Source organism: Cellulomonas sp. P24, assembly GCF_024704385.1.
GTDB lineage: Bacteria > Actinomycetota > Actinomycetes > Actinomycetales > Cellulomonadaceae > JAJDFX01.
The window spans coordinates 1430083-1455476 of the sequence record NZ_JAJDFX010000002.1; the positions used below are offsets into that span (position 1 = coordinate 1430083).

At 72.4% G+C, this 25394-nt stretch carries 20 protein-coding genes, 1 pseudogene and 2 riboswitches; of the genes and pseudogenes, 8 read left to right on the plus strand and 13 right to left on the minus strand.

The window, feature by feature from the left end; genetic code table 11:
- Positions 1–19 precede the first annotated feature (19 nt).
- From LJB74_RS06680 to galK, 3 genes are read left to right on the plus strand one after another with little or no spacing between them, the layout of a single operon-like run.
- Positions 20–982, plus strand: a complete 963-nt coding sequence (locus LJB74_RS06680; protein ID WP_310650825.1) for a DeoR/GlpR family DNA-binding transcription regulator — start codon at positions 20–22, stop codon at positions 980–982.
- Entirely contained in the window at positions 976–2172 is a 1197-nt protein-coding gene (gene galT, locus LJB74_RS06685) for a galactose-1-phosphate uridylyltransferase (protein ID WP_396125218.1), read from the plus strand. The genes LJB74_RS06680 and galT overlap by 7 nt, the downstream gene beginning before the upstream one ends.
- Entirely contained in the window at positions 2169–3485 is a 1317-nt protein-coding gene (galK, locus tag LJB74_RS06690; RefSeq protein ID WP_259307800.1) for a galactokinase, read from the plus strand. Before galT ends, galK begins: the two co-directional genes overlap by 4 nt.
- A gap of 145 nt (positions 3486–3630) precedes the next feature.
- Here the strand turns inward: galK and LJB74_RS06695 are convergent, their stop codons facing one another.
- From LJB74_RS06695 to LJB74_RS06720, 6 genes are all read right to left on the minus strand, one after another.
- Positions 3631–4443: an exodeoxyribonuclease III gene (locus tag LJB74_RS06695; protein WP_259307801.1), complete on the minus strand. Its 813-nt coding sequence runs from the start codon at positions 4441–4443 to the stop codon at positions 3631–3633.
- A 53-nt stretch (positions 4444–4496) separates the two neighbouring features.
- On the minus strand, positions 4497–4670 hold the full coding sequence (locus LJB74_RS06700; RefSeq protein WP_259307802.1) for a hypothetical protein: 174 nt from the start codon (positions 4668–4670) through the stop codon (positions 4497–4499).
- 200 nt (positions 4671–4870) lie between these two features.
- Positions 4871–9550, minus strand: coding sequence for an ExeM/NucH family extracellular endonuclease (locus LJB74_RS06705; protein WP_259307803.1), 4680 nt, complete (start codon positions 9548–9550; stop codon positions 4871–4873).
- Between the two features lie 270 nt (positions 9551–9820).
- Positions 9821–10696, minus strand: coding sequence for a bifunctional methylenetetrahydrofolate dehydrogenase/methenyltetrahydrofolate cyclohydrolase (locus tag LJB74_RS06710; RefSeq protein WP_259307804.1), 876 nt, complete (start codon positions 10694–10696; stop codon positions 9821–9823).
- Entirely contained in the window at positions 10693–11973 is a 1281-nt protein-coding gene (gene glyA, locus LJB74_RS06715; RefSeq protein ID WP_259307805.1) for a serine hydroxymethyltransferase, read from the minus strand. Before glyA ends, LJB74_RS06710 begins: the two co-directional genes overlap by 4 nt.
- A gap of 96 nt (positions 11974–12069) precedes the next feature.
- A riboswitch (ZMP/ZTP riboswitch) is annotated at positions 12070–12158 on the minus strand.
- A gap of 84 nt (positions 12159–12242) precedes the next feature.
- Positions 12243–12725 (minus strand): GNAT family N-acetyltransferase, encoded by a 483-nt coding sequence (locus LJB74_RS06720; protein ID WP_259307806.1) that lies wholly within the window; start codon positions 12723–12725, stop codon positions 12243–12245.
- An 87-nt stretch (positions 12726–12812) separates the two neighbouring features.
- Between LJB74_RS06720 and purU the strand changes: the two genes are divergently transcribed.
- Positions 12813–13706, plus strand: a complete 894-nt coding sequence (gene purU / locus LJB74_RS06725) for a formyltetrahydrofolate deformylase (protein ID WP_259307807.1) — start codon at positions 12813–12815, stop codon at positions 13704–13706.
- Positions 13707–13831: 125 nt separating this feature from the next.
- On the opposite strand, the gene LJB74_RS06730 is transcribed toward purU, so the two are convergent.
- The 5 genes and pseudogenes from LJB74_RS06730 to LJB74_RS06750 form a co-directional block, all read right to left on the minus strand.
- A complete protein-coding gene (locus LJB74_RS06730) occupies positions 13832–14677 on the minus strand; it encodes an ATP-binding cassette domain-containing protein (RefSeq protein ID WP_259307808.1) in 846 nt (281 codons plus the stop codon).
- Between the two features lie 240 nt (positions 14678–14917).
- Positions 14918–16108, minus strand: coding sequence for an ROK family transcriptional regulator (locus tag LJB74_RS06735; protein ID WP_259307809.1), 1191 nt, complete (start codon positions 16106–16108; stop codon positions 14918–14920).
- Between the two features lie 118 nt (positions 16109–16226).
- Entirely contained in the window at positions 16227–16535 is a 309-nt protein-coding gene (locus tag LJB74_RS06740; RefSeq protein ID WP_259307810.1) for a DUF167 domain-containing protein, read from the minus strand.
- 109 nt (positions 16536–16644) lie between these two features.
- Positions 16645–17643: pseudogene (locus LJB74_RS06745) on the minus strand (malate dehydrogenase).
- Positions 17644–17780: 137 nt separating this feature from the next.
- On the minus strand, positions 17781–18998 hold the full coding sequence (locus LJB74_RS06750) for an NADP-dependent isocitrate dehydrogenase (RefSeq protein ID WP_259307811.1): 1218 nt from the start codon (positions 18996–18998) through the stop codon (positions 17781–17783).
- A 206-nt stretch (positions 18999–19204) separates the two neighbouring features.
- On the opposite strand from LJB74_RS06750, the gene LJB74_RS06755 reads away from it, so the two are divergent.
- Positions 19205–20179 (plus strand): aquaporin, encoded by a 975-nt coding sequence (locus tag LJB74_RS06755; RefSeq protein ID WP_259307812.1) that lies wholly within the window; start codon positions 19205–19207, stop codon positions 20177–20179.
- A 102-nt stretch (positions 20180–20281) separates the two neighbouring features.
- Here the strand turns inward: LJB74_RS06755 and LJB74_RS06760 are convergent, their stop codons facing one another.
- The gene (locus LJB74_RS06760) at positions 20282–20485 is read right to left on the minus strand and encodes a DUF3017 domain-containing protein (protein ID WP_259307813.1); all 204 of its coding nucleotides are present in this window, start codon (positions 20483–20485) and stop codon (positions 20282–20284) included.
- A 151-nt stretch (positions 20486–20636) separates the two neighbouring features.
- Here LJB74_RS06760 and LJB74_RS06765 point away from each other — a divergent pair, with 151 nt between their 5' ends.
- Positions 20637–20882 (plus strand): hypothetical protein, encoded by a 246-nt coding sequence (locus LJB74_RS06765; RefSeq protein WP_259307814.1) that lies wholly within the window; start codon positions 20637–20639, stop codon positions 20880–20882.
- On the plus strand, positions 20879–22249 hold the full coding sequence (locus LJB74_RS06770; protein ID WP_259307815.1) for an NAD(P)/FAD-dependent oxidoreductase: 1371 nt from the start codon (positions 20879–20881) through the stop codon (positions 22247–22249). Before LJB74_RS06765 ends, LJB74_RS06770 begins: the two co-directional genes overlap by 4 nt.
- A gap of 67 nt (positions 22250–22316) precedes the next feature.
- Here LJB74_RS06770 and purH read toward each other — a convergent pair whose 3' ends face one another.
- Positions 22317–23948 (minus strand): bifunctional phosphoribosylaminoimidazolecarboxamide formyltransferase/IMP cyclohydrolase, encoded by a 1632-nt coding sequence (gene purH, locus LJB74_RS06775; RefSeq protein WP_259307816.1) that lies wholly within the window; start codon positions 23946–23948, stop codon positions 22317–22319.
- Between the two features lie 45 nt (positions 23949–23993).
- Positions 23994–24087: riboswitch (ZMP/ZTP riboswitch) on the minus strand.
- A 55-nt stretch (positions 24088–24142) separates the two neighbouring features.
- On the opposite strand from purH, the gene LJB74_RS06780 reads away from it, so the two are divergent.
- The gene (locus LJB74_RS06780) at positions 24143–25366 is read left to right on the plus strand and encodes an AGE family epimerase/isomerase (protein ID WP_259307817.1); all 1224 of its coding nucleotides are present in this window, start codon (positions 24143–24145) and stop codon (positions 25364–25366) included.
- The last annotated feature ends 28 nt before the right edge of the window (positions 25367–25394 follow it).

Below are 25394 nucleotides of genomic sequence, written 5' to 3' on the forward strand. Positions count from 1 at the left end.
GCAAGGTCGCGCCCAGTGGATGGGCGCTCGCCGGAGAGCGCGGCGCCAGGCGACGACGGGCGCGGCCGAGCACTGCCGGGTGGTGTCGGCCGAGGGCGCGAGGCGGCAACGGCAGGCGGTCGACCGCGCCCGCGTCGTCAAGCATGTGCGAATTTGTTGGTTCATGGGCAATACTGTTCGCATGCTTGCGGAGCAGCGCCAGGACCAGATCGTCGCGATGGTGCGCGCGCACGGCGCGGTCCGGGTCGCGGACCTGGTCGAGCGCTTCGGCGTCTCGGACATGACGGTCCGCCGGGACATCGGCGAGCTGGCCCAGGCCGGGCTGCTGCGGCGTGTGCACGGTGGCGCGGTGAGCCCGACCGAGAACGCGCGGGCGAGCGACGAGCCCGGCTTCGAGGCCAAGCGCGCCTGGGCCGCCACGGAGAAACAGGCGATCGCGCGCGCCGCCCTCGCCCTCGTCGAGCCGCACGAGGCGATCGCGCTCTCTGCCGGGACCACCACCCACCTGCTCGCTGCACTGATCGCAGAGACCCCGACGCTGCGCCCGCTCACCGTCGTGACGAACTCGCTGCCCGTCGCGGAGACGCTGCACCGCGCGCCGGGCGTCGGCCTCGACGTCGTGCTGACGGGCGGTACCCGCACACCGTCCGACGCCCTCGTCGGCCCGCTCGCGGTCGCGGCGCTCGGCTCTCTGCGCGTCGACCGCCTGTTCCTCGGCGTCCACGGCCTCGACGCCTCGGGCCTGACCACACCGAACCTCCTGGAGTCGGAGACCGACCGCGCGCTCATCGCGAGCGCCGCGGAGGTCGTCGTCCTCGCCGACCACGGCAAGTGGGGCGTCGTCGGTCTCAGCCGCATCGCCCCGCTCGACACCGTCGACGTCCTCGTCACCGACGACGCACTACCCGAGGACGCCCGCGGCGTCCTGCGCAACGACGTCGGCCGCATCGTCCTCGCCCACCCCGAAGGAGCAGCATCGTGACCAGCACCGCCCCACGGGTTCGGCGCACATCGACCACCTTGGCCGACGGGCGTGAGCTCCTGTACTTCGACGACTCCGAGCCGTACGTCTCCGGGGCCGCGACCCGTCGGCTGGACGACCCGCGACCGCTGCCGGACCGGTTCGCGCCGGTCACGGGCCCGGACGGGATCGAACGGCCCGTCAGCGGGCCCGAGATGCGCTACGACGTCCTCACCGGCGAGTGGGTACCGATGGCCGCGCACCGGATGAACCGGACGTTCCTGCCGCCCGCCGACGCGAACCCGCTCGCACCGGCCAAGCCCGGTGCGGCGTACTCCGACGGCGAGATCCCGGCTGAGGACTACGACGTCGTCGTCTTCGAGAACCGCTTCCCGTCGCTGCTGACCGTGCCCGGGGTGACCGACCAGGTCAGCCCGCTGGACGGCGAGGAGCTCTACCCGGTGCGCCCCGCCGTCGGTCGCTGCGAGGTCATCTGCTTCTCGAGCGACTCGACGGCGAGCCTGGCCTCGGTGACGCCGGGCCGCATGCGCACCGTGATCGAGGCCTGGGCCGACCGCACCACTGCGCTCGGTGCCCTCGACGGCGTCGAGCAGGTGTTCTGCTTCGAGAACCGGGGCAAGGAGATCGGTGTCACGTTGCACCACCCGCACGGGCAGATCTACGCCTACCCGTACCTGACGCCGCGCACCGCCACGATGCTGCGCCAGGCCCGGGCGCACCGCGAGCGCACCGGACGCAACCTGCTGCGGGACGTCCTCGACGCCGAGCTTCGCGCCGGGGTGCGGATCGTCCTGGAGTCCGCGCACTGGGTCGCGTACGTGCCGGCGGCCGCACGGTGGCCCGTCGAGGTGCACCTCGCGCCGCGCCGCGACGTCCCGGACCTCCCCGCCCTGACCGACGACGAGCGGGCCGACCTCGCGACCACCTACCTGACGCTGCTGCAGCGGCTCGACCGGTTCTTCGTCGACCCCGACGGCGCCCCGGTGCCCCTCCCCTACATCGCCGCGTGGCACCAGGCACCTGTGCGTGACGGCCGCGACGACCTGCGCCTGCACCTCCAGCTGTTCTCCGTGCTCCGCGCCCCCGGCAAGCTCAAGTACCTCGCAGGATCGGAGTCGGCGATGGGCGCCTGGATCAGCGACACCACCCCGGAACGGATCGCCGCGCGGCTTCAGGAGCTCGCCCGATGACCGGCGAGTGGCTCACCGCGTGGGACCGCTCCGCGGGTGCGCACAGCGCCGCCGAGCTGTTCCGGTCCCGCTTCGGAGCCGAGCCCGACGGTGTGTGGTCGGCACCGGGTCGCGTCAACCTCATCGGTGAGCACACCGACTACAACGGCGGCCTGTGCCTGCCGATCGACCTGCCGCACCGCACCTACGTCGCACTGCGCCGCCGCGACGACGACGTCCTGCGGCTCGTCTCCGAGCGCGAGCACGCCATGTGGACCGGCACGACGGACCAGGTGCACCCCGGCGCCCATCTCGGCTGGGCGGCCTATGCGGCCGGGGTCGCCTGGGCCGTGAACGAGTCCGCGGACCCGGCACCGGCGACCGGTGCGGACGCGACCGGGGACGTCCGCGCGACATCCGACACGCATCCGGCACCCGGCACCCGTCCGACGCCCGGCACCCGCGTCGCAGGCTTCGACGCGGCGGTCGCGTCGTGCGTGCCGTACGGCGCGGGGCTATCGTCGTCGGCCGCCCTGGAGTCTGCGGTCGCGGTCGCGCTCGACGACGTGTGCGACCTCGGTCTCGGCGACTCCGACGCCGGCCGGGCGGTGCTGGCGGCCGCATGTGTGCGGGCGGAGAACGAGATCGCCGGCGCACCCACGGGCGGCATGGACCAGTCCTCGTCGCTCCGGGCGCAGCCCGGTCACGCCCTGCTCCTCGACACGCGCGACGGCACGGTCCGGCACGTGCCGTTCGACCTGTCAGCCCACGGTCTCGCGCTCCTCGTGATCGACACCCGCGCCGAGCACCAGCTCGCCGACGGCCAGTACGCGAACCGACGCGCGACGTGCGAGGCCGCGGCCGCCCGCCTCGGGCACGCGACGCTCCGGGAGGTGGGCGCCGGAGCGGAGCTCGAGGCGGCACTCGCCCTCCTGGCGGAGCCGGGTGACGCCGACGCGGAGACCACCATCAGACGCGTCCGGCACGTCGCCACCGAGATCGCACGGGTGGAGGACTTCGTCGCGCTGCTCGACGCCGGTCGGGTCGCGGAGGTCGGCCCGCTCATGGACGCGTCGCACGCCTCGCTCCGGGACGACTACGAGGTGAGCTGCGCCGAGCTCGACCTCGCCGTCTCCGTCGCACGGGCGAACGGGGCGCTGGGCGCTCGGATGACCGGCGGCGGGTTCGGCGGGTCGGCCATCGCGCTGGTCGAGGCCGACGGCGTCGAGCGCATCGCATCCGCGATCGCCGACGCTTTCGGTGCGGCCGGCTTCACGTCACCGGTGTTCCTCGTGGCGGATGCCTCCGCGCCCGCGGACCGCGACACCGCCTGATCGCGACACCGACCCACCACGTCGCACCAGCGACGGTTCGACGACCCGGCGGCGACCGCCGCCGACCGGGCGTCGGACCAGGTGCGGATGCACGGTCCGGCTCCTGACGCGGCCTGTGCGTCCGCGGCCGAGCGGCGCCCGCGCCTCAGAGGTCGTAGGTCGCGACGAGCGGCGCGTGGTCGCTCCACCGCTCGTCCCACGCCGCGGCGCGGTCGACCTCGATCGACACCGCTGCGTCGGTGAGGTCGGGGGTCGTGAGCTGGTAGTCGATCCGCCAGCCGGCGTCGTTGTCGAAGGCCTGGCCGCGCCACGACCACCAGGTGTACGGACCGGGACCGTCGCCGCCGAGCCGCCGGCCGAGGTCGGTCCAGCCGAGGTCGTCGAACCACCGGTCGAGGTAGGCGCGCTCCTCCGGCAGGAACCCGGCGGACTTCAGGTTGCCCTTCCAGTTCTTGATGTCCACGTTCCGGTGCGCGATGTTCAGGTCACCGGCCACGACGGTCAGCCCGCCGGCCTCCGCGAGCTCACCGAGCCGCGCCGTGACGTGGTCGAGGAACGCGTACTTCTCGTCCATCTTCGGTGTGCCGGCCTGGCCCGAGTGGATGTACGCCGACACGACGGTCAGCGTGCGCGGTGCACCGCCGTCGACCGCCGGGAGCTCGAGATCGGCCTCGACCCATCGACCGGTGTCGACCGGGACACCGGTCGCCAGGCCGATGCGGATCGCCGACATCGGCAGCCGCGACGCGATCGCGACCCCCGCCCGGCCCTTGATCTCGCAGGCTTCGTGCGCGAGGTCCCACTCGCCGGGCGGGAGGAACTCACCGACCATCTCGTCCGGAGCCCGGACCTCCTGGAGCAGCAGGACATCGGGCCTGCGGGACTCGACCCAGGCGCCCATGCCCTTCTTGTACGCGGCCCTGATCCCGTTCACGTTGGCGGTGGCGATCGTCAGCATGGGCCCATCCAACCCCATGCCACCCACGCTCCTCACGAACGCCGCTGCTACCCCTATCTGGGCGGACGCCGGCCCCACCAGCCGTACTCGCGGGACGCCACCCAGCTCATCGTGCTGAGCATCGTCGCGAAGTACAGCGTGCGCGGGACGATGCCCTGAATCCTCAGCAGGTCAAGCACGAAACCAACGGCGATGAACGCGAGCGCCACGGCGATGATCTTCTTCATTCCCCTGTCACCTCAGCCCGTGCAGGTGCCGCCCTTGAAGAGCCGGACGTCGCCCACGCTAGCCAACTCCGACAGCGACGGCGGTGGCGATCGCCATCGCGATCGCCACCGCCGTCGTCCGTACGCGAACGGTGGGTACGTCACCGGTCGCCGGGTACCCCTCTCACCGGCACCCGGCCGACCGACCCGTCACCTGCCGATCACCAGTGCCAGATCGACCACCAGCCGCCATGCCCGTGGCGGGGCCACGCCTTGACGGTCAAGGTCTCCGAGTCCGAGGACGGCGCGAACGTCGCGCTGCCCAGGTACTCGACCGTGACCGTGTGCGTGCCCGTCGCGAGGTTCCTCGGCAGCAGGACCCCGGTGACTCCCCAGCTGAGCGTCCGGGTCGCCACGACGGTGCCGTCGACGCTGATCTGCACCTGGCCGGCCGGCCGCGCGTGGTGCGCGGAGACCTGCACCAGGACGACGGACGGCATCCCCTCGAACGTCGTGCGCGGCACCAGGGTCGCGCGCGTCGTGGTCGCGATCCGCGCGGCCTCGACCGTCACCGGGACACGAACCGTGGTGCCCGACGGGGTCGCCACCAGGACCAGCGTCGCCGCACCGACCACATCTGTCGGGACCGTGACGTCGACCTGCGCCGCGCCGTCCGTCACCGGCACGTCCACCGCTGCGGCAGAGCTGCCCTCCCACGTCGCCCGCAGGCTCGTGTTGGCCGGGCTGCCGAGCGACGTGAGGTCGAGCTTCGAGACGCCGAAGCTCACCGCATCGCCCTGCGTCACGGTGCCGGGAAGGCCCGACGCCGCCACCGCGTGCCGTGCGAAGTCCGGGCTGACCGGACGGTTCGCGGACAGGTAGGCGATCCACGCGTCCCGGTCGATCAGACCGGAGTCACGCACGTCCGTCGCCTCGGTGAAGACGCGGAAGTTGTCGCCGCCCGTGGCGAGGAACGAGAACGTCCCCACCCGGTACGACGCCGCCGGGTCGAGCGGCACGCCGTCCACCGAGACCGACGTGATCCGGCTGCCGGCCGGCAACGTCGCGTCGTACGTGTACGAGACGTTGTCGGAGAGCCCGAGCTGCAGGTACGGCCGCGACGGCACGGTGCCGTCCGGGAGGGTCTGCCACTGCTGCTCGAGCATCGTGCGGACCTGCTCGCCCGTCATGGACATGGTCCACAGGTTGTTGACGAACGGCAGCACCGCGTTGGCCTGCGCGTACGTGATCTCGCCGTCGGCCGCAGGCCCGGGCGGGCTGTAGGACGACTGCGACGCGAACAGGTCGGACCGGAGCCCACCGGGGTTCACCACCCCGATCTGCGCCCCGCCGCGGTCGGCGCTCGCGAGCGAGTCGCGCAGCGCGTCGGCCACCAGGTTGCCCAGGGTGGACTCGGACGCCCGGTCGTCACGCACCGGGCCGATGTAGGCGGTCGTGATGTCCGCCGTGAGCGAGCCGATCACGACGTCGCCCTGGGTCTTCGCGTTCGCGAGGGCGGCGTCGACGACCTCCTTGACCGCGGCGACCCGCGGGTACGTCGCGACCAGGTCGGCCGCCGGCGTCGTCGTGCGCGGCACGTTGGTCGCGGTGTAGGCCGTGACGGTGTCGGTCGCGTCGTCGATCGTCAGGGTGACCTCGCCGATGTACGCCCCGTAGGAGCCGGTCTGCACGATCGGCCGCGTCGTCCCGGGCTCGCCCGGTACCGGTGCGTCCCACGCGTACAGCTTGTGGGTGTGACCGGTGAAGATCGCGTCGACCGACGCAGCGGTCTGGTTCACGATCTCGGCGAACGCACCGCCCGCGGCGACCTCCTGCTCGAGGGTCGCGCCCTCGGCCAGGCCGGCGCCGGCACCTTCGTGGTACTCGGCGACGAGCACGTCGGCCTCACCGTTCGACGGGTCGCCGTCGCTCAGCTGGGCTGCGACCCGGTTGACTGCGGCGACCGGGTCGCCGAAGTCGAGCGTCGCGATCCCCGCCGGGCTGACCAGTGACGGCGTCTCCTGCGTGATGGCCCCGATGATGCCGACCTTCTTGCCCGCGACGTCGAGGATCGCGTACTCGGGCAGGGCGGGCGTCTGGGTGCCCTTGAGGTACACGTTCGCCCCGAGGTAGTCCCACCGGGCATTCGTGCCACCCGCGACGACACGGTCCGTGAGGTCCGTGAAGCCCTGGTCGAGCTCGTGGTTGCCGACCGCCGACGCCTTCAGGTCCAAGGCGTTCAGCACGTCGATCGTCGGCTGGTCCTGGGCGATCGAGGACGCGAACAGCGACGCCCCGATGTTGTCGCCCGCCGAGAGCAGCACGGTGTTGCCCTCACCCTTGGCGGCGCGCTGCTGCTCGATCGTCCCGGCGAACGCGACGGTGTTGCCGTCGATCCGACCGTGGAAGTCGTTGATGTTGAGGAACGTCAGGTCCGTCGTCGAGGCCGGTGCGGTCGCGCTGAAGCCCAGCAGCACCGGGTCGTGGTCGGAGGACCGGTACGGGTCGGCCGCGTAGAACAGGGTGCCGTGGTAGTTGTACCGGCTGTACTCGAGGGCGATCGACTCCTCGGCGTTGATCCCCCAGATGTCCGCCCCGGTCGCCCGCGCGAGGAGCGCGTCGTTCACCAGGACGTGGTCGAGGGAGCCGGAGAGCCCGCTGTAGCTGTACGACTGCTTGCCCGTCGCGAAGCCCGTGTTCACATCGGTGTACCCGGCTGCGTAGAGCACCTGCAGCGGGTCCTCCTGGGTGTAGGAGTTGAAGTCGCCGACCAGCGCGACCGCCTCGACCGGTGTGGTCGTGTAGGTCGCGAGGACCGTCGGGATCCAGTCCTTCAGCGCGGTGGCCTGGGCGACCCGGGACGCGTTCGACGCGCCCTGGCCGTCACCGGAGTCGACGTCGCCCGGCAGCGGTCCCGCCGAGCCCTTCGACTTGAAGTGGTTCACCGCGACGAAGAACGGCGCGCCCCCGGCGACCGGCGTGAACGCCTGGCCGATGGGCTCGCGGGCGTTGTCGAACGCCTGATCGGTCCCGCTCAGCGTCCCCAGGGCGTGCGAGACGCCCAGCGGGCTGACCGCGCCGGTCCGGTAGATGAGCGCGTTCGAGATGACGTCCATCTCGGCCGGGTCGGGGAGCTCCGTCGACGACGGCACGTACGCCCAGTGCGCACCGGGGTCGGCGGCGTTGAGCGCGTCGACCAGGGTGCTGACGGCGGTGTCGGGCGCGTCACCGAGGACCACGGAGTTCTCGATCTCCATGAGCCCGACGACGTCCGCGTCCAGCGCGTTGATCGCCGCCACGATCTTGTCCTGCTGACGCTGCAGGTTCGCGGCGTCCCACGCCCCGCGCGGACCGGTTCCCGGGCAGCTCTTGACCGTGATCGGGTTGCCGTCACGGTCGTTGTACGACGTGCAGCCGGCGACGTCGGCGCCGAGCGTCGTGAAGTAGTTGAGCACGTTGAACGAGGCGACCCGCAGTGCTCCGGACCCGAGCGCCGTGGCGTCCGGTGCCGAGGTCCGCGTGTTGCTGAACTGCGTCCGCTCCGCGAGCGGGGTCGCGGCGGTGACCTGGGAGGTCGGGTTGAGCTTCCAGGTGCTGTTGCGGTAGTCGACGATCAGCGGCGTCACGAAGTCGACCTGCGCGCCGACCCGGACGGGGTTCGTCAGTGAGACGTACGGCGGCGTGAGGCCGGAGTTCGCCGCGGACAGGAAGTTGGTGGTCGCGCCGTCGTCCAGCACGACACCACGGGCGGCGTCGTCCGCCACGACCGCGGCGGCCTCGGCCGAGCCCGGCAGGGCGACGTCCGTGGGCTGCAGCAGCGGGGTGGTCCCGGCAGCCAGCCCGACCTCGCCGTACTGGTTGGTCGAGTAGGTGTTGGTGACCGTGAAGTCACCCGCCGGTGCGACGAGCATGGACTCGAGCCGCTCACGCTCGTCTGCCGTCGTGGGCCACGCCGTGACAGACGCGGTGACCGGCGCTGCCGGGTCGGCGTCCACCGCGTAGCCCGCGGCGCTGGAGATCGTGAGCTCGGTGAGCCCGTTGTACTCCGAGACGGAACCGGTCACCGTGAGGTGCTGGCCGATCGTCGGGAGCGTCCCGGACTGCTGGTACACGAAGATCGCGTCCGACGCGGTGCGGGTCGCCGGGTCCGTCGGACCGCCCGTCCCGGGCGTCTGGATCACGAACCCGGAGAAGCCACCCGTCGGGTAGGCCGCGGTGACGATGCCGGTGGTGGTGACCTGCTGGCCGACGTACGGGCTGCTCGCGCCGGTGCCCTGCACCTCGGCGATCGTCAGCGTTCCGGCCGGCGGCGGAGGCGGCGTGGTGCCGGACGCGGCCGGCGTCGGCGCGGCGACCGTGAAGTCCGCGCCGTTGTCCGCGGTGTTCACCCCGCCCGTGCGGTTGACGGAGGTGGTGTTGCTCGGGGCCGGGGCGGCGGCCGTCCCGGCGAACGCCTGACCGGTGCCGTAGCCCACGAGGTCGACGACGGCGGGGTCGGTCGCGCACGCCGACGTCACGCACGTCAGTGCGCTCGCAGCGGAGACGAGGGCCACGTTGCCGTTCGTCGCTGAGAGGTTGACGGTGCCGCTCGCGTCGGCTGGCGGCAGGTTCGAGACCGTGCCCGTCCCGAGCTGCGAGGCGCCCTGCACCAGGTAGGTGGCCCCTGCGGCGATCGACCCGGTCAGCGGGATGACCCCGCTCCAGGTCGTGCCGGCGGACGAGGCGTACTGGACGGACCACCCGGAGAGGTCCACCGGTGCGGAGCCCGGGTTGTAGAGCTCGACGAAGTCGTGGGTCAGCGGCGCGCCGGAGTTGCCGCCACCCCCGTAGACCTCGTTGATGACGACAGGGGCCGTGACGGACACCGCACCCTGCGCAGGTGCGAGACCGACGACGATCATGGCGAGGGTGGCGAGGACTGCCGAGACGATCTGTCTGGGCCTACGCCTGCCGCCCTGTACGGGGACTTGTGACATGAGGGGTTCTCCTCCGGAGGGGTGTCGAGACCGACACGCCAGGTCTACCGGGGAGCGGGTGAAAGCGCGCGCTGAAACTGTGAACTGACAATGTCCAGCCCATGAATGTCCTGTTGCAGCGTCGCGCCACCCGTCGCGGGGCGGGACGACGACGCCCGCGCCTCCGGACCGGGGCGCGGGCGTCGGGACGTGCGGTCAGACCCGCTCGGCCGCTTCCACCACGTTGGCGAGCAGCATCGCCCGGGTCATCGGCCCCACCCCGCCGGGGTTCGGGGACAGCCAGCCCGCGACCTCGGCCACGCCCGGATCGACGTCCCCGGCGAGCCGGGTCTTGCCGGTCACCGGGTCGACGACGCGCGTGACGCCGACGTCGAGCACGACCGCACCCGGCTTGACCAGGTCCGCCGTGACGATCCCCGGCACGCCCGCCGCCGCCACGATGATGTCGGCGTAGCGCGCGTGCTCGGCGAGGTCGGCCGTGCCGGTGTGGGTGAGCGTCACCGTGGCGTTGTGCTCACGGCGGGTCAGCAGGAGCCCGATGGACCGACCGACCGTGGTCCCCCGGCCGATCACCAGGACGTCCGCGCCCGCGAGCGCCACACCGTGCCGCGTCAGCAGCTCGATGATCCCGCGGGGGGTGCACGGCAACGGCGAGTCGATCGGGCCGTTCACGCGGAGCACGAGCCGCCCGAGGTTGGTCGGGTGCAGGCCGTCGGCGTCCTTCGCCGGGTCGATCAGCTCGAGGACGCGCTGGGTGTCGATCCCGCCCGGCAGCGGCAGCTGCACGATGTACCCCGTGCACGCGGGGTCCGCGTTGAGCTGCTCCACGGCCGCCTCGACGTCCGCCTGGCTCGCATCGGCCGGCAGGTCGACGCGGATCGAGGCGATGCCGACCTCGGCGCAGTCCCGGTGCTTGCCCGCGACGTACGCGCGGCTCCCGGGGTCGTCGCCGACGAGGATCGTCCCGAGGCCCGGCACGACGCCGCGGGCGGCCAGGGCCGTCACCCGCTCGGTGAGCTCCGCCTTGATCGCGGCGGCGGTCGCCGTCCCGTCGAGGACCCGAGCCGTCACTGCTGCAGCCCGGCGTAGAGCGGGAAGTCCGCGGCGAGCTTCGCCACCCGCACGCGGAGCGCGTCGACGTCGGCGCCGCCCTTGAGGGCGGTGGCGATGACGTCGGCGACCTCGGTGAACTCCGCGTCGCCGAACCCGCGCGTCGCGAGCGCCGGGGTGCCGATCCGCAGACCGGACGTCACGCGCGGCGGGCGCGGGTCGAACGGCACCGCGTTGCGGTTCACGGTGATGCCGACGGAGTGCAGGAGGTCCTCGGCCTGCTGACCGTCGAGGTCGCTGTTCCGAAGGTCCACGAGCACGAGGTGCACGTCGGTGCCACCGGTCAGCACGGAGACACCGGCACCTGCGACGTCCGGGGCGCTCAGACGCTCGGCGATCAGGCGCGCGCCGTCGATCGTGCGCTGCTGGCGCTCACGGAACTCCTGCGTCGCGGCGACCTTGAAGGACACGGCCTTGGCGGCGATGACGTGCATGAGCGGCCCGCCCTGCTGGCCCGGGAACACCGCCGAGTCGATCTTCTTGGCGAGCTCCTCGCGGGAGAGGATGAAGCCCGACCGCGGGCCGCCGATGGTCTTGTGGACGGTCGAGGACACCACGTCGGCATGCGGCACGGGGCTCGGGTGCAGGCCCGCGGCCACCAGGCCCGCGAAGTGCGCCATGTCCACCCACAGCTTCGCGCCGACCTCGTCGGCGATCGAGCGGAACGCCGCGAAGTCCAGGTGACGGCTGTACGCGGACCAGCCGCCGATGATCACGTCGGGGCGCTGCTCGAGCGCCTTCTCGCGGACCTTGTCCATGTCCACCAGGAACGTGTCCGGGTCGACGCCGTACGCGGCGACCTCGTACAGCTTCCCGGAGAAGTTGATCTTCATGCCGTGGGTCAGGTGCCCGCCGTGCGCGAGCTCGAGGCCGAGGATCTTGTCGCCCGCGTTGATGAGCGCGTGCAGCACCGCCGCGTTCGCCGTCGCGCCGGAGTGCGGCTGGACGTTGGCGTGCTCGGCACCGAAGAGGGACTTCGCGCGGCTGATCGCGAGGTTCTCGGCGATGTCGACCTGCTCGCAGCCGCCGTAGTACCGCTTGCCGGGGTAGCCCTCGGCGTACTTGTTGGTCAGCACCGAGCCCTGCGCCTGCAGGACGGCTCGCGGCACGAAGTTCTCGCTCGCGATCATCTCGAGGGTGCTCTGCTGACGCAGCAGCTCGCCGTCGAGGACCGCCTGGATCTCGGGATCGAGCTCGGCGAGGGTCTGGTCGAGGATCGGGGTGGAGTCGGAGCTCATGGTTCTCCTTGCAGACAGCGGTGGTCGGTTGACGTCCACGAGGGACTGGCGGGCGACCCGGCGGATGACCGGGTTCGCGCACCACGAGGTGCGGTGACCCGGGGCCCAGGCGTACGACCCGTCGTCGGCTGCTGCTCGTCGCTCCCCGGTGGTGACCCACCCTTTCGCCAGTCGCGACGCGCACAGCCTACCAAGGGGACAGGTCGGGGCAAGGGGCGACGAGGCCCCGGGCGCACGGGAGCCCGAGGGGCCGCACGGGGCGTGCGGGGTCAGGCGTCGCCGAGGATCTTGCGCAGGTAGGCGTACGTCAGGTCGCCGGCCGTCTGGTCGTACTCGTGGGCGTAGCCGTGCTTGGCGTACAGCGCGAGGTTCTGGACCGAGTCACGCCCCGTGAAGACCCACACCTCTTCGATCCCCTCGGACAGGTGCGGCACGACGGCGAGCAGGAGCTCGGTGCCGATCCCCATGCCCTGCAGGTCCGGCGCCACGGCGAGCCGCCCCAGGGTGGCCTTCTTGCCCTCGAGCAGCACCCGGATCGACCCGACGAGCCGGTGACCGAGCCACGCCCCGAGGGTGATCACGTTCTCGTCGGCGAGGTCCTCGACGAGCTCGTCGAGGGTCTGGGTCAGGGGTGGGATGTGCGGGTCGTCGTAGAGCTGCGCCTCGCTCACGAACGCGGCACGTCGCAGCGTCAGCAGCTCTCCGGCAGCGTCGCGACTGACGACGTCGATCCTCACCTCGGGCGCACTCATGCGGCCATCGTCTCAGAGGACCGCGCGTGGAGCACGCACGTGACCATTCCCGGCGCGGGCCGGCGGTCAGGACTACCCTCAGCACTCGTGTCCCCCGCCATCGAGGTCCCGCAGCGCACCGACTCCCCCGACGCGACCGCGACGCACTGGGTGCTGACCCTCTCGTGCCCCGACCGGCCCGGGATCGTGCATGCCGTCGCCGGTCTCCTGGCCGAGAACGGCGGGAACATCACCGAGTCCCAGCAGTTCGGCGACCCGCTCACCGGGCTGTTCTTCATGCGGGTGCAGGTGACCGCGACGGCGTCGCGCGCCACCCTCGAGGCGGCACTGGCGGACCTCGCCGCCACCTTCCAGATGACGTGGGGCCTCGACGTCGCCGGCCGGCCGGTCCGGACGCTCGTGCTCGGCTCGACCGCGGCGCACTGCCTCAACGACCTGGCGTTCCGGCAGCGGTCCGAGAACCTGCCGATCGACATCGTCGCAGTGGTCTCGAACCACACCGTGCTGCAGGAGCTCGCGGAATTCTACGGCATCGCGTTCCACCACGTCCCGGTCACGGCGGCAACCAAGCCTCAGGCGGAGGCCCGGCTCCTCGAGCTCGTGCACGACCTCGACGTCGAGCTCGTCGTGCTCGCGCGGTACATGCAGATCCTGTCCCCGGAGCTGTGCCGTGAGCTCGCCGGGCGGGCGATCAACATCCACCACTCGTTCCTGCCGTCGTTCAAGGGCGCACGGCCGTACGCCCAGGCCCACGACCGCGGCGTCAAGCTGATCGGCGCGACCGCCCACTACGTGACCGGCGACCTCGACGAGGGGCCGATCATCGAGCAGGACGTCGAGCGGGTGGACCACACGCGGAGCGTCGAGGACCTCGTGGCCCTCGGCCAGGACGTCGAGCGTCGGGCCCTCGCCCGCGCGGTGCGCTGGCACGCCGAGCACCGCGTCCTCCTCGACGGGCACCGGACGATCGTCTTCCGCTGAGCGGGCGCTGTCGGCCCGCACGTCCTGCACGGCGCGCACGGTCGATCGGACGGTCGATCGGACGGTCGGAGCAGGCGTCCGGACGGCAGCCCTCAGATCAGCACAGACTGGTCAGCACAGGCTGGTCAGCGCGGGCGTGCGACCGCTCGCGGACGACGTGCGACGGCGTCGTCGGTCGCCCCGGTCACGGCCGCGATGATCGCCTCGTAGCTGGCGTCCGCCGAGTGGAAGCTCCCGTTGTTGCGGCCGAGTCGCAGCACCACGATCCGATCGGCGACGGCCTGGACGTCGGCCATGTTGTGGCTGATGAACACGACGCCGTGGCCACGATCACGCAGGTTCTCAACGAGGTTGAGGACCTCGGCGACCTGCGCGACCCCGAGGGCGGCGGTCGGCTCGTCGAGCACGACCACGCGCGGGTCGCCCAGGAGCGCCCGTGCGATCGCGACCGACTGCCGCTGGCCACCGGACAGCTGCGCGACCGGGACCCGGGTCGCCGGGATCCGCACCGAGAGCTGACGCATGAGCTCCCACGCACGCTGCTCCATCTCGACGTCGTCGAAGATGCCGTAGCGGTTGATCTCGTGACCGAGGAACAGGTTCGCGACCACATCGAGGTTCTCGCACAGCGCGAGCTCCTGGTACACCGTGGCGATCCCGAGGTTGCGCGCCACGGCGGGGGTGCCGAGCACGGCCTGCCGTCCGTCGACCCAGATCTGCCCCGAGTCCGGCTGGAGCACGCCCGCCATGATGTCGACGAGCGTGGACTTGCCGGCGCCGTTGTCGCCGACTACGGCGACGACCTCACGGCTGTGCACGTCGAGGTCGACGTCGACGAGCGCCTGCACCGCACCGAAGCGCTTGTGGATGCCGCGCAGCGAGAGCAGTGGGACACGTGCCGACGCTGCCGGTGCGCGCGCAGGCTCCGGCACCGCAGCACGACCGTCGACCTCCGTGTGGGTCCAGGTCATGACGTCCTCCTCGTGTTCTGCCGCCGGTCTGCGTCCTTGCAGGCCTGCCCGTAGGACCGTCCGTGCGACGCGCGTCGGGTCGCACCAGCCCGGTCCACGCGCCCCCACCTGACACTCTTCACGCTCAGTGGTGCGCGTGTCATCAGCCACACGCGAACTTCTTTCGCGAGCGGTGCCGGGGATGTCGTGTGGGCGGGTCGCTGCCACGCGGCGCAGGACCCGCTCCCGACGCGGACCCCGCTAGCCATGGAGCACCGCCAGGGACATGGTGTCGATCTTGACGGAGTCGAGGGCGAGGGCGACCGCTCCCCTGACCTCGACGTCCTGACCGAGTGCCGCGGGCAGCACCGGGATCAGCTGCTCGCTGTTCGGGATCACGCTGCGACCGAGGACCTCCCGCAACGGGTCGAGCACGAGGTCGCCGGCCGCCGCGAGCTCTCCGCCGACCACCACGACCTCAGGGTTGAGGAGGTGGCACATGTTCGTCACGGCGACCCCGACGCGCCGGCCGGCCTCCTCGATCACCTCGACGCACGCCGGGTCGCCGTTCCGTGCGTCCACGATGATGTCGCCGAGGGTGAGGTGGCCGTGGCTCGCCTCGAGCCGGCTGACCAGCGCCGACGCGCCGACGAAGGACTCGAGGCAGCCGCGGTTGCCGCACCGGCACAGCGGGCCGGTGTCGTCGACGATCGTGTGGCCGAGCTCCCCCGCCGTGCCGAACGCGCCGTGGAACACGGACCCGCCCAGGACCAGCCCGGCGCCGACGCCGTGCGACAGGTGGATGTAGGCGGCCGTCTGGTACCCCTGGATCGCCCCGTACCGCAGCTCCGCGAGAGCGCTGAGGTTCCCGCTGTTGTCCACCCGCACCGGCACCCCGAGCCGGGTGCCGAGGCTGCCGGCGACATCCACCCCGTCCCACCCTCGCAGGATGCCCAGCGCAGGGACCCGACCGGAGCGGGGATCGACGGGCGCTGCCACCCCGACCCCCACGGCCAGGAGCTCGTCGAGCGAGGAGCCGACCGACTCGATGAGCTCGGTGACGAGCAGCGCGACCCGGTCCAGGCCGCTGTCCGCCCGGTGGTCCGGCGCGAGCGGCAGCCGCCGCTCGGCGATGAGCTGGTGCGCGACGTCCACGACCTGCAGCCGGAGGTTGCGGACCCCGAAGCTCGCGCCCACCACGAGCCCGAGCTTGCGGGCCAACGTGACCTCTTGCGCCCGTCGTCCGCTGCGGGACGTCGGGGACGTGTGCAGGAGCCCCGCGATCGAGAGCTCCTTGACGATGTTGGACACCGTCGCCGGGGACAGCCCGGTGACGCCGGCGAGCTCCACCTGGGTCAGCGACCCGCGCTGCGTGACCGCGCTCACGATCCGCGCTCTGTTGGCCTCTCGCAGCGAAGTCTGGGACCCGGGGGTGACCCGGCCGACGCTCACGGGGGCATCATAGAGGTCACGCCGCACGCGCTCCAAGGTTCCCCGTCGTCGCTGCCGCACGTCACGGCCGCGGTCGGAGCCGCACATCGCTGCCGCACGAGACCGACGCGTCCGGCTCTCAGCGTTCCGTGGCGGGTGTCAGGAGCCGGCTCAGCTCCCGTGCGACCTCCTGTCGGCGGACCTCGTCGGCGCAGGCGATCTCGACGACCTTGTCCCGGCTCGTGACGCCGGACGCCAGCCGCACGTCGCGCCGTCGCGCACCGAACGCGTCCGCCACCGCCGCGAGCGCGGCCTCGGTCGCCTTGCCGTCCACGGCCCGCGCGGACACCGCCACCACGAGCCGGTCCCCGTGCGCACCGCCGACCCGCACCCGCGACGCACCCGGCTTCACCCGGATCGGGACCCTGGCCCACTCCTCCGCGCTCACCGCTGCACCTCCTGGTCGTCGTGCCGGTCGCTGCGAACCGTCAGGGACGAGCATGACGCAGGGCCCGGCGGTACCGACCACCGGGCCCTGCGTCGAGTCGTCGTGCGGTTCAGACCAGCCCGAGCTCCTGCACGGCAGCGCGCTCCTCGACGAGCTCGGCGACGGACGCGTCGATCCGCCCCCGCGAGAACTCGTCGATCTCCAGGCCCTGGACGATCTCCCACGCCCCACCGCGCGAGACCACGGGGAACGACGAGAACAACCCCTCGGGGACCCCGTAGGACCCGTCCGAGACGACCGCTGCCGAGGTCCAGTCCCCCTCCGGCGTGCCGTTGACCCAGTCGAAGACGTGGTCGATGGCCGCGTTGGCCGCCGAGGCCGCCGAGGACGCGCCCCGGGCCTCGATGATCGCCGCGCCACGCTTCGCGACCGTCGGGATGAAGTCGCCCTCGAGCCAGGTCTGGTCGTCGACGACCTCCGCGGCGGAGCGCCCCCGATCCGGGCCCGGAAGATGTCCGGGTACTGGGTGGCGGAGTGGTTGCCCCAGATCGTCAGGTTCGTGATCTCCGCGAGCGAGACCCCGGCCTTCTTCGCGAGCTGGGTCAGGGCACGGTTGTGGTCCAGGCGGGTCATCGCCGTGAAGCGGTCCGCGGGGACGTCCGGTGCGTGCGCGGACGCGATCAGGGCGTTCGTGTTGGCCGGGTTCCCGACGACGAGCACGCGGATGTCGTCCGCCGCGCCGGCGTTGATCGCCTCGCCCTGCGGCTTGAAGATCCCACCGTTCGCCGAGAGCAGGTCCCCGCGCTCCATGCCGGCCGTCCGCGGCCGCGCACCGACCAGCAGCGCGACGTTCGCCCCGTCGAAACCGGCGCGCGCGTCGTCGAAGATGTCCGTGCCCGCGAGCAGCGGGAACGCGCAGTCCTCGAGCTCGAGCGCGACGCCCTCGGCGGCCTTGACCCCCCTGCGGGATCTCGAGCAGCCGGAGCCGGACCGGCGTGTCCGGCCCGAGGAGCTGACCGGAGGCGATGCGGAAGAGCAGCGCGTAGCCGATCTGCCCCGCAGCGCCCGTCACGGTGACGGTGACGGGGCTCGTGGTGCTGGCAGTCATGATGAACTCCTTCGTCCAGGTCCTGCGGTGCGCCCGGTCGTGCCGTGCGTCCGGTCGTGCGGTGGGTCGGTCGTCGGTGAAGGTCGGGCGGCGACCCGTCGGCAGCAGGCCGTCGACGGGTCGCCGTGCGCGACGGGTCAGCGCAGGCGCGCCGCGAGGTTCTCGTCGAGCGTCGCGAGGAACTCCTCCGTCGTCTGCCACGCCTGGTCGGGCCCGACGAGCAGGGCCAGGTCCTTGGTCATCGCCCCGCCCTCGACGCTCGTGATGACGACGTCCTCGAGGGTCTGCGCGAACGCGGTGACCTCCGGCGTGGAGTCGAGCTTCCCCCGGTGCTTGAGGCCGCCGGTCCACGCGAAGATCGACGCGATCGGGTTCGTCGAGGTCGGCTTGCCGGCCTGGTGCTGGCGGTAGTGCCGGGTGACCGTGCCGTGCGCGGCCTCGGCCTCGACGGTCTGGCCGTCCGGGGTCATGAGGATCGACGTCATCAGGCCGAGCGAGCCGAACCCCTGAGCCACCGTGTCCGACTGCACGTCGCCGTCGTAGTTCTTGCAGGCCCAGACGTAGCCGCCCTCCCACTTCATCGCGGAGGCGACCATGTCGTCGATCAGCCGGTGCTCGTAGGTCAGCCCGCGCGCGGCGTAGTCGGCGGCGTAGTGGGCCTCGAACACCTCCTGGAAGATGTCCTTGAACGCGCCGTCGTAGGCCTTGAGGATCGTGTTCTTGGTCGAGAGGTACACCGGGTAGCCGCGCTGGAGGCCGTAGGCGAACGACGCGTGGGCGAAGTCCTCGATCGACTTGTTGAAGTTGTACATGCCCATCGCGACGCCGCCGTCGGCACCGTAGTTCGCGACCACGTGCTGGATCGGCTCGGAGCCGTCCTCGGGCGTGAAGGTGATCGTGAGCTGGCCCGCACCGGGGACCTTGAAGTTCGTCGCCTTGTACTGGTCGCCGTGCGCGTGACGACCGATCACGATCGGCTTGGTCCAGCCCGGGACGAGCCGCGGGATGTTCGAGATGATGATCGGCTCGCGGAAGACGACGCCGCCGAGGATGTTGCGGATCGTCCCGTTCGGCGACACCCACATCTTCTTCAGGCCGAACTCCTGCACCCGCGCCTCGTCCGGCGTGATCGTCGCGCACTTGACGCCGACGTGGTGCTCCTTGATCGCGTTGGCCGCGTCGATCGTGACCTGGTCGTCCGTCGCGTCCCGGTTCTCGATCGACAGGTCGTAGTACCGCAGGTCGACGTCGAGGTACGGGTGGATCAGGCGGTCCTTGATGAACTGCCAGATGATCCTGGTCATCTCGTCGCCGTCCATCTCGACGACGGGCCCGTCCACCTTGATCTTGGCCATGGGAGACCTTCCTGTGCGCGTGTGGGTGCTCCGACAGATTACTCGACATCGAGAGATCTCGGTGCGGGGCCGCTCGGCGAACCGACTGTGACGCGGCGGCGAGGCCTGACATGCTGGTGTCGCCCAGCGGGCGCACAGGCGCCGCTGACATCATGCGCCGGGGGCCCGGACGGGTCCCCCGACATCGTTGCAACGACAGGATGATCATGGCCAACGACCACCCCGAGAACCTCCCCGGAGACGACGCGGACCTCGTCGAGGTGACCGCGACCCCGGAGACCCCCTCCGACGCCCTTCCCGACGAGCTCGCGGACCTGCCCGAGGACGCGGACGACGACTACGACGACCTGGACGACGAGCCCACCGGCCCGTCCCTGGCCGCCCGGGCCGGCGCAGAGGCGCTGGGCGCGTTCGTGCTGGTCCTCGCGAGCGTCGGGATCGCCGTGTACACGGTCCTCACCACCGCGGCCGACCTCGGCATCGCCCTCGGCTCCGGGATCGCCGTGCTCGGCGCGATGCTGGCGTTCGGGAACGTCTCGGGCGGGCACTTCAACCCGGCCATCACTCTCGGCTCGGCGATTGCCGGTCGCCTCCGCTGGGCCGACGTCCTGCCGTACTGGCTCGCCCAGATCGTCGGTGCCGTCGCTGCTGCCGCGGTGATCCTCGTGACGATCCCGAGCGCACTCCCCGCACTCGTCGCCTCCGGGGCGGCCAGCTCGCGGCAGACCTTCTTCGGCGGGGTGGCCAACGGGTTCGACACCCACTCGCCGCTGCACACGCTGTCCCAAGGACGCGCCACGTTCAGCCTGATGTCCGCGCTCCTCATCGAGGCCGTGCTGGCCGCGGTGCTCGTCGCGGTCTACCTCGGCGCGACCCGGCGGCGCACCGACCGCACCGTCGCACCGGTCGCCGTGGGTCTGACGTTCGGCATCCTGATCCTCATCAGCCTCCCGATCACGAACGGCGCGCTGAACCCCGCCCGGGCCACCGCGGTCGCGCTCTTCTCGGGCTCCGCAGCACTCGGCCAGCTCTGGCTGTTCTGGGTCGCCCCGCTCGTCGGAGCGGGCGTCGCGGCGCTGCTCTACCGGGTGTTCTCCGGCTCCCCGACCGAGCAGGACGAGTACGACCAGGACGACGACGCCGTCGAGGAGCTCGACGTCACGTTCGTCTCCCAGCGCTGAGCGGCATCAGCCAGCGCTGATCGCCGTCCGGACCCGACCGACACGTGCGGCCCGGCACCCCTCGAGGTGCCGGGCCGCACGCGCGTCCGGGCACTGCTCCGGTCAGGCCTCGGGGATGAGCTGCGCGAGGATGCCGACACCCACCGCGAGCAGCACGAGGACGACGACGTCGACCGGTCGCGACCGGACCGTGAGCGCGACGGGTCCCGGAGCCGGAGCTACCACCCGTGCCACCGCCGCGGCCCCCAGCAGCAGCGCCATCGTCGTCGCCCCGGCCCAGGCCGACACGACGACCGCGAGCAGCACGACGACCACCACACCGGCGCAGACCCACCACAGCGAGAGGGTTGCGCCCGGCGATCAGGGACGCACGCGCGATCTCACGTGGGTCCGGCAGCAGCTCGGGCGGGACGTCGTCGAGCAGACCGGGACCGACCACGACCTCCGGGTCGTCGTCGTGGTCGGGACCGTCGACGCGAACCCGGTCGTCGTCTCGGTCGGGATCACCGACGTGACCCGGGTCGTCGTCGTGGTCGGAACCGTCGTCGCGACCCTCGCCATCCGGTGCCGGGCTCGACGCGACGTGCCGGCCGGCCGGTGCACCGGCGTCCGTGGGCTCGTCCGCGCCGTCGAGCAGCTCCCGCCCGGGTTCCTCAGTCATCGATCCCGCCTCTCCGCGGCGCACACTACCGTGGCCGGGTGAGCATCACGGGGGTCCCCGCACCGGACGCAGCCACGCGGCACCGCGAGCAGGAGCGACCCGCGTCGATCGTGGTGGTCGGTGCCGGTCTCGCTGGGGCGCAGACCGTGGCGGCGCTCCGCCGGCACGGTTTCGACGGGAGGGTGACGCTCGTCGGCGCCGAGAAGACCCTGCCGTACGACCGCCCACCGCTGTCCAAGGAACTCGTCACCCGTGCCGAGCCGGCCTGGCTCTCCGACGAGCTCGACGTCGACGTCCTGACCCTGGCGGACGACGTCCGGCTCGCCGAGAGCGCCGTCGGCCTGGAGCTGCTGGAGGATGGCGTCGTCGTGAGGACCCGCCGCACCGCGAGCGCCCACGACACCGACGACACGATCAGTGCCGACGCCGTGGTGCTCGCGTGCGGGGCCCGGGCGGTGCGGCCGACGGCCTGGCCGGACGCCCTCGTGCTGTACACCGCCTCCGACGCCGCTGCACTGCGGCAGCGACTCGCCTCGGCCCACCGGCTCGTCGTGGTGGGCGCGGGCTGGATCGGTGCGGAGGTGGCCGGTGTGGTCGCCGCCTCCGGGACGGCGGTCACCGTCGTCGAGGCGGCGCCGGAACCGCTCGCCGGGCAGCTGGGAGCCGACGTCGGCGCCTTGACCCGGCAGTGGTACGCCGACGCCGGGATCACCCTCCTGACCGGCGTGACCGTCGGCGGAGTCGACGCCACCGGCGTCGTGCTCGCCGACGGGACGCGACTGCCGGCGGACGTCGTGCTCGCCGCCGTCGGGGCGGTCCCCGCCACCGCCTGGCTGCGCGGCACGCTGCCGCTCACCGCCCGAGGCGCCGTCCCGGTGGGCCCCACCGGGAGCCTCGAGGTCGGCGGGGCTGTCGGCGGCCCGACGCTCAGCGAGCGTGCCGCCACCCGGATGTGGGCCGTCGGTGACTGCGCGGACCGCCGCACGGATCGCTTCGGCGTGGTCGCCGGGGCGCACTGGACCGGCGCCCTCACGCACCCCGAGGCGGTCGCGTGCGCGATCACCGGCCACCCGGCGCCGCCCGAGTCCGCGCCGTACGTGTTCTCCGACCAGCTCGGACATCACCTGACGGTGGTCGGGACACCGGAGCCGGACGCCGAGGTCGTCCACCGAGGTTCTCCCGGGGGCCCCGACGGCTGGACGACCCTGTGGGTGCGCCGCCCCACCGACGGGGCCGCGGCAGATGTCCGCGAGCTCCTCGCGGTCCTCACCGTGGACCGCCCGCGGGACGTCGGACCCGCGCGACGGCTCCTCGCCGGGAGCCGACCGCCCATGATCGACGTGCTCCGCGCATGCGACCCGGCCGTCCCGCTGAAGGCGAGCGTCGTCGGCCCGGCTCCGTCGGTCTGACGGAGCCGGGTCCGGACGGCGTCGTCGGGGATCTGGGGTTGTCGGGGAGCTGGGGTCGGCGGCGACCTCAGTGGGCGAAGTGGCGCGTCCCGGTGAGGTACATCGTCACGCCGGCGGCCTCGGCCGCCGCGATCGCGTCGGCGTCCCGGATCGATCCGCCGGGCTGCACGACGGCGCGCACCCCGGCGTCGATCAGCACCTGCAGCCCGTCCGCGAACGGGAAGAACGCGTCCGACGCCGCCACCGAGCCGACCACCCGGTCGCCGGCACGCTGCACCGCGAGCCGACACGAGTCGACACGGTTGACCTGACCCATGCCGACGCCGACGGACGCGCCGCCGGAGGCGAGGAGGATCGCGTTGGACTTCACGGCCCGCACCGCACGCCACGCGAACGCGAGGTCCGCGAGGGTCGCCTCGTCGGCCGCCGGACCCGCAGCGAGGGTCCACCGTGACGGGTCGTCGCCACCGGTCTCCGTGACGGCGTCGACCCGGTCCGCCTGCTGCATGAGCAGGCCGCCCGAGATGTTCCTGACCTCGACCGGCGCCGAGTTCGGCACGCCGGCGACGGTCAGCAGGCGGATGTTCTTCTTCTTCATGAGCAGCTCGAGCGCGGCAGGCTCGTAGGCCGGGGCGAGGACGACCTCGGTGAAGATCGGGGCGATCTGCTCGGCGGCGGCGAGCGTCACCGTGCCATTCGTCGCGATGACCCCGCCGTAGGCCGAGACCGGGTCGCACGCGTGGGCCTTGGCGTGCGCGTCGGCGATGTCGGTGCCGACGGCGATCCCGCACGGGTTCGCGTGCTTGATGACGGCGACCGTGGGGCCGCTGTGGTCGTGGGCGGCACGCCAGGCGGCGTCGGCGTCGACGTAGTTGTTGTAGCTCATCTCCTTGCCGTGCAGCTGGGTCGCCCCGGCGAGCCCCTCACCGGCGAGACCCTCCGGGGCGAGGTACAGCGCGGCGCCCTGGTGCGGGTTCTCGCCGTAGCGGAGCACCGCGCCACGTTCCCAGGTCGCGCCGACGACGGCGGGGAAGCCCGACTCAACAGCGACGTCGTCGGCCGCGTAGCCGGAGGCGAACCAGGACGCGACGGCGACGTCGTACGCGGCTGTGTGCGCGAACGCGTCGGCCGCCAGCCGACGACGCTCGGCGAGCGTGAAGCCTGCGGACGCTGCCGCGGCGACCTCGCCGTAGCGGACCGGGTCGACGACCACGGCAACGCTCGGGTGGTTCTTCGCGGCGGCCCGCACCATGGACGGACCCCCGATGTCGATCAGCTCGACGCACTCGTCGGGACCGGCGCCGGAGGCCACCGTGGCGGAGAACGGGTACAGGTTCACGACGACGAGGTCGAACGGCGCGATGTCGAGCTCGGCCAGCTGCGCGAGGTGCTCGGGCCGACGGGTGTCCGCGAGGATCCCGGCGTGCACCCGGGGGTGCAGCGTCTTGACCCGGCCGTCGAGGCACTCGGGGAAGCCGGTGAGCTCCTCGACACGGGTCACCGGGATCCCGGCGGCAGCGATCGTGGCGGCGGTGGACCCGGTCGAGACCAGCTCGACCCCGGCCGCGTGGAGCGCCGCGGCGAGCTCGGCGAGGCCGGTCTTGTCGTAGACGCTGACCAGCGCGCGGCGCAGCGGGCGGCGGGTCTCGGGTGCGCTCGCGTCGGCGACGGAGGCGAGCGGTGGCAGTTCGTGGGACATGCGGGTGACCTCCCGGGTCGTTGCGGTCTCGTGAGACTTCATGGACCCGAGCACCCAGGCGAACGGTGCACCGGCGGGGACTTCCGGCCGCTCCCCGGTGGTTCGGTCCACCTCAGGTACGCCAGTCACGGCCAGGGGTAGTTTAGCGGGGCGCCGGGACTCCCGGCACCCCCCGACGAGCACCGAGGACTGACATGACGGCATGGATCGACCAGCCCAGCCACCACGCCTGGCTCGAGGCCGAGTCGCAACGCCTGCTCGCGTTCGGGCGCCGCTTCCCCGCACCCGACGGCGGGTCCCGCTGGCTCGACGACGACGGCGTGCCCGACCCCGACCGGCCGGTGTTCACCTGGATCTCGGCCCGGATGGCGCACGTCTACGGCCTCGCGCACCTTCGCGGCACCCCGGGCGCGGGGATCCTCGCAGGCCGCGCGCTTGCCGGGCTCACCGGCCCGCTGCACGACGACGTGCACGGTGGCTGGTTCGCCTCGGTCGGACCGGACGGTCAGGTGGCGGCCGAGAAGTCCGCATACGCGCACGCGTTCGTGATCCTCGCGGCCTCCACCGGCACCGTCGCACACCTGCCCGGCGCGCGCGACCTGCTCGACGACGCCCTGGCGGTCTACCTCGACCGCTTCTGGGACGAGGCCGACGGCCTGGCGCGCGACGGCTGGGACCGCTCGTGGACGACGCTCGACGAGTACCGGGGGGTCAACGCGAACATGCACTCGGTCGAGGCGATGCTCGCCGCCGGGGACGCGACGGGCGACCCGTCCTGGCACGCGCGCGCCCTGCGGATCGTCTCCCGGGTCGTCGACGGGTGGGCGCGTGACAACGACTGGCGGATCCCGGAGCACTTCGACTCGTCGTGGAGCCCGCTGCTCGAGTACAACGCCGACCGGCCGGACGACCAGTTCAAGCCGTACGGCGCGACGATCGGGCACGGCCTGGAGTGGGCGCGGCTGACGCTGCACCTGCGCGCTGCCCTGGGTGACGCGGCCCCGACGTGGATGCTCGACGCGGCGGTCGCCCTGTACCGGCGCGCCGTCGCGGACGGCTGGGCGGTCGACGGTGCACCGGGTTTCGTCTACACGACGGACTGGTCCGGCACGCCGGTGGTCCGTACCCGCCTGCACTGGGTGCCGGCCGAGGCGATCGGGGCCGCCGCGGCCCTCTACCTCGCGACCGGCGACGAGGCGTTCGACGCCGACTACCGGCGGTGGTGGGACTACGTCGCCACCGACGTGATCGACCTCGATCGCGGGTCCTGGCACCACGAGCTCGACACCGACAACCGCCCCGCGGCCACGGTCTGGCCCGGGAAGGCGGACATCTACCACGCCTACCAGGCGACGCTCGTGCCGCGCTCACCGCTCGCCCCCGGGCTGGCGCTGGCGCAGCGCGCCGGGGTCGTCTGACACGTCGGCCCGGTCGATCGGGCCCCGA

Coding starts and splice junctions, on each gene's coding strand:
- glyA (WP_259307805.1), bottom strand. CDS start 11,973: ATGAGCTCCGACTCCACCCCGATCCTCGACCAGACCCTCGCCGAGCTC.
- LJB74_RS06780 (WP_259307817.1), top strand. CDS start 24,143: ATGACGGCATGGATCGACCAGCCCAGCCACCACGCCTGGCTCGAGGCC.
- LJB74_RS06720 (WP_259307806.1), bottom strand. CDS start 12,725: ATGAGTGCGCCCGAGGTGAGGATCGACGTCGTCAGTCGCGACGCTGCC.
- galK (WP_259307800.1), top strand. CDS start 2,169: ATGACCGGCGAGTGGCTCACCGCGTGGGACCGCTCCGCGGGTGCGCAC.
- LJB74_RS06705 (WP_259307803.1), bottom strand. CDS start 9,550: ATGATCGTCGTCGGTCTCGCACCTGCGCAGGGTGCGGTGTCCGTCACG.
- purH (WP_259307816.1), bottom strand. CDS start 23,948: ATGTCCCACGAACTGCCACCGCTCGCCTCCGTCGCCGACGCGAGCGCA.
- LJB74_RS06680 (WP_310650825.1), top strand. CDS start 20: ATGGGCGCTCGCCGGAGAGCGCGGCGCCAGGCGACGACGGGCGCGGCC.
- LJB74_RS06750 (WP_259307811.1), bottom strand. CDS start 18,998: ATGGCCAAGATCAAGGTGGACGGGCCCGTCGTCGAGATGGACGGCGAC.
- LJB74_RS06700 (WP_259307802.1), bottom strand. CDS start 4,670: ATGAAGAAGATCATCGCCGTGGCGCTCGCGTTCATCGCCGTTGGTTTC.
- LJB74_RS06695 (WP_259307801.1), bottom strand. CDS start 4,443: ATGCTGACGATCGCCACCGCCAACGTGAACGGGATCAGGGCCGCGTAC.
- LJB74_RS06730 (WP_259307808.1), bottom strand. CDS start 14,677: ATGACCTGGACCCACACGGAGGTCGACGGTCGTGCTGCGGTGCCGGAG.
- LJB74_RS06755 (WP_259307812.1), top strand. CDS start 19,205: ATGGCCAACGACCACCCCGAGAACCTCCCCGGAGACGACGCGGACCTC.